7 protein-coding genes are annotated in these 6475 nt (G+C 69.4%); all 7 read right to left on the reverse strand.

Translation table 11 applies throughout. The features are described from left to right. A partial coding sequence (locus tag I5G_RS03320; protein ID WP_026095617.1) for a siderophore-interacting protein occupies window positions 1-386 on the reverse strand: 386 nt, incomplete at its 3' end. Beyond that, a complete protein-coding gene (locus I5G_RS03325; protein WP_022877785.1) occupies window positions 383-1120 on the reverse strand; it encodes a FadR/GntR family transcriptional regulator in 738 nt (245 codons plus the stop codon). The genes I5G_RS03325 and I5G_RS03320, both read right to left, overlap by 4 nt. Window positions 1121-1186: 66 nt before the next feature. Further along, entirely contained in the window at window positions 1187-2215 is a 1029-nt protein-coding gene (gene galE / locus I5G_RS03330; RefSeq protein WP_022877786.1) for a UDP-glucose 4-epimerase GalE, read from the reverse strand. Window positions 2216-2255: 40 nt separating this feature from the next. Further along, window positions 2256-2861, reverse strand: coding sequence for a thymidine kinase (locus tag I5G_RS03335; RefSeq protein ID WP_022877787.1), 606 nt, complete (start codon window positions 2859-2861; stop codon window positions 2256-2258). Between the two features lie 7 nt (window positions 2862-2868). Continuing rightward, window positions 2869-4341 (reverse strand): malate:quinone oxidoreductase, encoded by a 1473-nt coding sequence (locus tag I5G_RS03340; RefSeq protein ID WP_022877788.1) that lies wholly within the window; start codon window positions 4339-4341, stop codon window positions 2869-2871. Between the two features lie 103 nt (window positions 4342-4444). Further along, a complete protein-coding gene (locus tag I5G_RS03345) occupies window positions 4445-5515 on the reverse strand; it encodes an aspartate-semialdehyde dehydrogenase (protein ID WP_022877789.1) in 1071 nt (356 codons plus the stop codon). 216 nt (window positions 5516-5731) lie between these two features. Beyond that, window positions 5732-6475 (reverse strand): ACT domain-containing protein (locus I5G_RS03350; protein ID WP_022877790.1); only part of this gene is annotated, 744 nt, incomplete at its 5' end.

The raw sequence follows: 6475 nt of genomic DNA on the forward strand, positions 1-6475 counted from the left end.
TCCGCCCCGGGTGAGCTGACCACGAGCCGCTCCCCCGGCCGCGCTCCGGCCGCCCACGGACCCGCGAGCCCCTCGTCGCCGTGGACGACGAAATCGATCGCGAGCTCGTCGCCGTCGACCTCACGCACGGTGTACGTGCGGGTCACGGGCAGGTCTGCAGGGGCGAGGGTCTCTCGCAGCGCCGCGAGGTCGTACGGCGGCTCGAGGCCCAGTTCCGGCTTGACGAACGTGATCTTCACGTAGCGGTCCGTGTACGGGCTCTCGCGGAACGCCGTCAGATCGGCACCCCGCGCGCGCACGCGCACGAGGTGGGGCGTCAGCCGCTCCGTCGAGACGACCTCGAGCACGTGCTGCGGGCGCGGCGGCCGCGCGGGACGTTCGTTCATGCGGCATCCGCCTTCCTCGTGGTCGCCGATGCGCCCAGCGCGTCCGAGACCTGGGCCGAGTAGCCCGCGATGTGCGCCCGGATGCGATCGCGTGCGGTCGGCGCGTCACCCTTCGCAACCGCCGCGACGATCGCACGATGCTCGGCACGAAGGCGTTCCGAGGTCGCCTCCCAATCGTCCAGGCGGGCCGCCCCGGACTGCGTGTACGACTCGATGGAGCTGCGGAGCCCCGCCATCATCGCTGCGACGACCGCGTTGCCCGACGCCTCCGCGAGCGCCTGATGGAAGCGGGCGTCGAGGGCGAGGAACTCGTCGCGGCGAAGGGTGCCGGCATCCATGGCATCCAGGATGTCGTTCACCTCGGCGAGGTCGGCGTCGGAGCGGGCCAGGGTCTCGGCGACGTCGCCCTCCAGCACGATGCGGGTGCGGACGACGTCGGCGAGGGGGAAGCCGCTGGCGGCGACCTGGAGACGCAGGAAGGCCGCCAGACCGCCCCGCGGGGTCGTCACGATCATGGCGCCCGCCGAGGGGCCGGAGCCGGTGGCGGTGCGCACCACCCCGAGGACCTCGAGCACACGGATGGCCTCGCGCACGCTCGAGCGCCCCACGCCGAGCTGAGCGGCGAGTTCCCGCTCCGGGGTGAGCCGATCACCCGGCGTCAGACGTCCGTCGCGCAGATCGCCCTCGATACGTTCGAGCACGACCTGCCATGCCCGCAGCTCCGAATCCGGCACGCCCGTCCCCTTCGTCGCGTCAGGACTCGTGATGTGGCCTGACCACACCACTGTACGCGCGCCGGATTAGGCGTCCGCGGGGGTTGTGTAGCCCGCGGGGTTCCGGGTCTGCCAGTTCCAGTAGTCGCGGCACGCGTCGTCGATCGTGAGGCGGGTGCGCCACCCGAGTACCTCGGCGGCCTTGGTGGGGTCGCAATACGTCGCGGCCACGTCACCGGGGCGCCGCGCGAGGATCTTCTTGGGGAGTTCGTGACCGACGGCCTTCTCGAACGACGCGACCAGCTCGAGCACGCTGACCGGACGACCGGTGCCGAGGTTGAACACCTGGTGGCCCGGCTGCGCCTGCTCGAGCGCGATGACGTGCCCTTCGGCGAGGTCGACGACGTGGATGTAGTCGCGCAGACCCGTGCCGTCCGGGGTGTCGTAGTCGTCGCCGAAGACACCGATCTCGTCGAGCGTGCCGATCGCGACCCGCGAGACGAACGGCATGAGGTTGTTCGGGATACCGGCCGGGTCCTCGCCGATCAGGCCGGACGGGTGCGCGCCGACCGGGTTGAAGTACCGCAGCACCGTGACGTTGAGGTCGGGATTCACACGCGCGACGTCGGCGAGCACGACCTCGTTCATGCGCTTGGACTTGCTGTAGGCGTTCGAGAGGTCGATGCTCGTCGTCGACTCCTCGGTGAACGGCAGGTCAGCGGGGTCGGAGTACACCGTGCCCGTGCTCGAGAACACGAACGAACGGATGCCACGGGCGATGCCCACGCGCAGCAGCGCGAACGTCGTGTCGAGGTTGTTGGAGTAGTACTCCAGGGGCTTCTGGGTGGACTCCCCCACGGCCTTGAAGGCGGCGAGGTGGATGATCGCGTCGATCGGACCGTACTCGTCGAACACCGCGGTGACGACCGCATCGTCCGCGGCGTCGCCCACGACGAGCGGCGCCGGCTTTCCGGTGATCCGCTCGACCCGCTCCGCGGCGACCGGGTGCGTCCCGGACAGGTCGTCGAGGAGGACGACGTCGTGACCGGCCTCGAGGAGGGCGACGGCCGTGTGGGCTCCGATGTAGCCGGCACCGCCGGCCAGAAGTACGCGCATGGATCCAGGCTATCGGCCGCGACCGGCCGGCTTCGCCGCGTCAGCGTCCGTCGAGCCGCCCGCCGGACTCGCGCAGGTAGCAGGAGGCGCACATCGACTCGTACGTCACTTCGCCCGCGATCTGGGCTTCGTCGATGGCCACCTGGTCGCCGTCGAAGACGAAGCGTCCGCCCACGAGGCGGGCGTTGAAGATGGCCTTGCGGCCGCACCGGCAGATGGTCTTCAGCTCCTCGAGGCTGTGCGCGATCTCGAGCAGTCGCGCCGATCCGGGGAAGGCCTCGGTCCGGAAATCGGTGCGGATGCCGTACGCGAGGACCGGGATGCCGTCGAGCACCGCGATGCGGAGGAGATCGTCGACCTGACCGGCGGTGAAGAACTGCGCCTCGTCGACGAGCAGGCACGCCACGGGCGCCTTGCCCGCTGCGTCATGGAACGCGGCGCGAAGGTCGTCCCGGGGTCCGACGAGGAAGTCGACCGGGCGGGTCACCCCCAGTCGGCTGTCGATCTGGTCGGCGCCCTTGGTGTCGATCTCGGGCTTGGCCAGCAGCACCCGCTGCCCGCGCTCCTCGTAGTTGTACGCCGCCTGCAGCAGCGCCGTCGACTTGCCGGAGTTCATCGCTCCGTAGCGGAAGTACAGCTTCGCCATGGACGCCTCAGGCGTTGATCGCGAGCGCCTGGGCCGTGGCATCCAGTTCGGCGCGTGCCGCGTCGGGACGCGTGTTCAGCGTCTCGCCGTAGCTGGGGATGAGCTGGCGCAGGCGCGGCTCCCACTCGGGCATGCGCTCGGGGAAGCAGGTCTTGATCAGCCCGAGCATGATGGACACGGCCGTCGATGCGCCCGGTGAGGCGCCGAGGAGACCGGCGATGGAGTGGTCGGCGGACGTGACGACCTCGGTGCCGAACTGCAGCACGCCGCCCTTGTCCTTGTCGCGCTTCATGACCTGGGCGCGCTGGCCGGCGTCGAGCAGCTCCCAGTCCTCGGCCTTGGCCGTGGGCATGAACTCGCGCAGGCTCTCGACCTTCTTCGCGTGGCTCTTGAGCAGCTCGCTGATGAGGTACTTCAGCAGGCTCGGGTTGTCGATCGCGACCTTCAGCATCGGGAAGATGTTGTGCGGGCGCACCTGGGTGACGATGTCGAGCATCGAGCCGTTCTTGAGGAACTTCGGGCTGAAGGTCGCGAACGGTCCGAACAGCAGCGAGGTCTCGCCGTCGACGACGCGGGTGTCGAGGTGCGGCACCGACATCGGGGGCGCACCCACGGAGGCCTGGGAGTAGACCTTGGCCTTGTGCTGCGCGACGATCGCGGGGTTGGAGGTCTTGAGCCACTGTCCGCCGATGGGGAAGACGCCGTAGCCCTTGATCTCCTCGATGCGCGACCGCTGCAGGAGCTTGAGCGCCCAGCCACCGGCACCGACGAAGACGAACTTCGCCGAGATCGTGCCCGGGGTGCCGCCGATGGTGTGGCGGTACGAGACCTGCCAGCGGCCGTCCTTCAGCTTCTTGAACTTCTTGACCTCGTGGTTGGTGACGACCTCGACGCCCTTCTCGCGCAGCCCGGCGAACAGCTGGCGCGTCAGCGAGCCGAAGTCGACGTCGGTGCCGGCGGGCACGCGGGTGGCCGCGAACGGCTCGCCCTTCCGGCGCTTCTGCATGAGCAGCGGCGCCCACTGGTTGATGACGCGCGAGTCCTCGCTGTACTCGATGCCGGCGAACAACGGCTGCTGCTTGAGCACCTCGTAGCGCTTGCGCAGGTACGCGACATCCTTCTCGCCGCGGACGAACGTCATGTGCGGGGTCGGGTTGATGAAGGTCGACGGCTCGTCGAGGACGCCCTCCGCCACCAGCGACGCCCAGAACTGGCGGCTCTGCTGGAACTGCTCGTTGATCGCGACGGCCTTCGACGGGTCGAGATCACCGTCGGGGTTGTCGGGCATGTAGTTGAGCTCGCACAGCGCCGCGTGACCCGTGCCCGCGTTGTTCCACGCGTTGGAGCTCTCCTGCGCCACGTCGCTCAGTCGCTCGAGGACCGCGATCTTCAGATCGGGCTGGAGATCCTTCAGCATCGTGCCGAGAGTGGCGGACATGATGCCGCCTCCGATGAGGAGAACGTCGACGTTTTCGGTCACCCGTCGATTCTAGGTGCGGGCTGCGAGGTGTCTCGACATCGAGAGATTCGACGGTTCGATATCGAGACAACCCCGAGCGGACGGCATCCCCGATGCCGAGTGCTCAGGCGCGCGCGGACAGCTCCTGCGCGACCAGCTCGGCGATCTGCACGGCGTTGAGCGCGGCACCCTTGCGGAGGTTGTCGTTGCTGATGAACAGCACGAGGCCCTTGCCCTCGGGAGCGGACTGGTCGGCGCGGATGCGACCCACGTAGCTCGGGTCGGTGCCGGCGGCCTGGAGCGGCGTCGGAACCTCCTCGAGGCGGACGCCGGGTGCGTCGGCGAGGATCTCGCGCGCACGCTCGGGCGTGATGTCGCGCGCGAACTCGGCGTTGATGCTCAGCGAGTGGCCGGTGAAGACGGGGACGCGCACGCACGTGCCGGCGACGCGGAGGTCGGGGAGCTCGAGGATCTTGCGGCTCTCGTTCCGGAGCTTCTTCTCCTCGTCGGTCTCGTTGAGGCCGTCATCGACGAGATTGCCCGCGAACGGGATGACGTCGAATGCGATCGGGGCGACGTACTTCTCGGGCTGGGGGAAGTCGAGCGCCGAGCCGTCGCGCACGAGACGCTCGACGTCGCCCTGCGCGAGGACGCCCTCGACCTGGCCGAGGAGCTCCTGCGCGCCGGCGAGACCGGAGCCCGAGACCGCCTGGTACGTGCTGACGATGAGACGCTCGAGGCCGGCCTCGGCGTCGAGGACCTTGAGGACCGGCATGGCGGCCATCGTGGTGCAGTTCGGGTTGGCGACGATGCCCTTCTGCGCCTCGGCGATCGCGTGCGGGTTGACCTCGCTCACGACGAGCGGCACCTCGGGGTCCATGCGCCACGCGCTGGAGTTGTCGATCACGAGCGCGCCCGCCTCGGCGAAACGCGGGGCGTGCGCGCGCGAGCCGGTCGCGCCGGCCGAGAACAGCGCGACGTCGATGCCCGCCGGGTCGGCCGTCGCGACGTCTTCCACGATCACCGAGTGGCCGCCGAAGTCGAGCGACGTGCCCGCCGAACGAGCCGTCGCGAACAGGCGCAGCTCACGGATCGGGAACGAACGCTCGGCGAGGATCTCCAGCATGACGGAGCCGACCTGGCCGGTGGCGCCGACGACGGCGATCGAGATTCCGGAATCGGAGATGCGGGTCATGCGAGTACCTCGGTGGTTCGGGTGATGGATGCCGAGACGACGGCGTTCGGGACAGGGTAGCGCGCGGGACGGGAGGGGTTCTCCGCGAGCGGGCCGAACTCCGGAGAATTCGACGATGATTCGCCGCAGAATGGCGGAATCACGCGGATGCGGGGCCGTGCCGCCTGAGAAACTCAGGAGTTTCGCACGGCGGCGGGCCGGCGGAGGGACCGCGGGTCAGCGACCGGTGCCGGCGTGGACCGTCGCCTCGATGTCGCTGTCGAGACCGAACGCCGTGTGCACCAGACGCGCGGCCTCGGCGAGGTCGACGCCGCGGACGACGACCGAGATGCGGATCTCGGACGTCGAGATCATCTCGATGTTCACGCCCGCGAGGCTCAGCGCCTCGAACAGGGTCGCCGAGACGCCGGAGTGCGTGCGCATGCCCGCGCCCACGACCGAGAGCTTGCCGATCTGGTCGTCGTGCACGAGGCTCTCGAACCCGACCTCGGACTGCTCACCGGCGAGCGCCTTCAGGGCGGTCGCGGCATCGGTCTTGGGAAGCGTGAAGGAGATGTCGGTGCGGCCGGTCGCGGCGGCGGAGACGTTCTGCACGATCATGTCGACGTTGGCGCCGGACTTCGCGACGATCTTGAAGATGTCGGCAGCCTTGCCGGGGACGTCGGGGACGCCGATGACGGTGATCTTCGCCTGGCTGAGGTCGGTGGCGACGCCGGCGACGATGGGCTCTTCCATGGTGGCTCCCTCGGGGACGAGCGGGGACTTCTTCGAGGCGTCGAGCACCCACGTGCCCTCGCCCGAGCTGAACGTGGATCGGGCGTGGATGAGGACGCCGTGGCGGCGGGCGTACTCGACCGCGCGGATGTAGAGGACCTTGGCGCCGTTGGCGGCGAGCTCCAGCATCTCTTCGCTGGAGACGCGGTCGAGCTTGCGCGCGAGCGGCACGACGCGCGGGTCGGC

The organism is Microbacterium sp. B19, from assembly GCF_000333395.1.
Classification (GTDB): Bacteria; Actinomycetota; Actinomycetes; order Actinomycetales; family Microbacteriaceae; genus Microbacterium.

Bases quoted from the DNA above. Each gene is read 5' to 3' on its own strand.
- galE (WP_022877786.1), bottom strand. From the start codon at position 2,215: ATGCGCGTACTTCTGGCCGGCGGTGCCGGCTACATCGGAGCCCACACG.
- I5G_RS03335 (WP_022877787.1), bottom strand. From the start codon at position 2,861: ATGGCGAAGCTGTACTTCCGCTACGGAGCGATGAACTCCGGCAAGTCG.
- I5G_RS03345 (WP_022877789.1), bottom strand. From the start codon at position 5,515: ATGACCCGCATCTCCGATTCCGGAATCTCGATCGCCGTCGTCGGCGCC.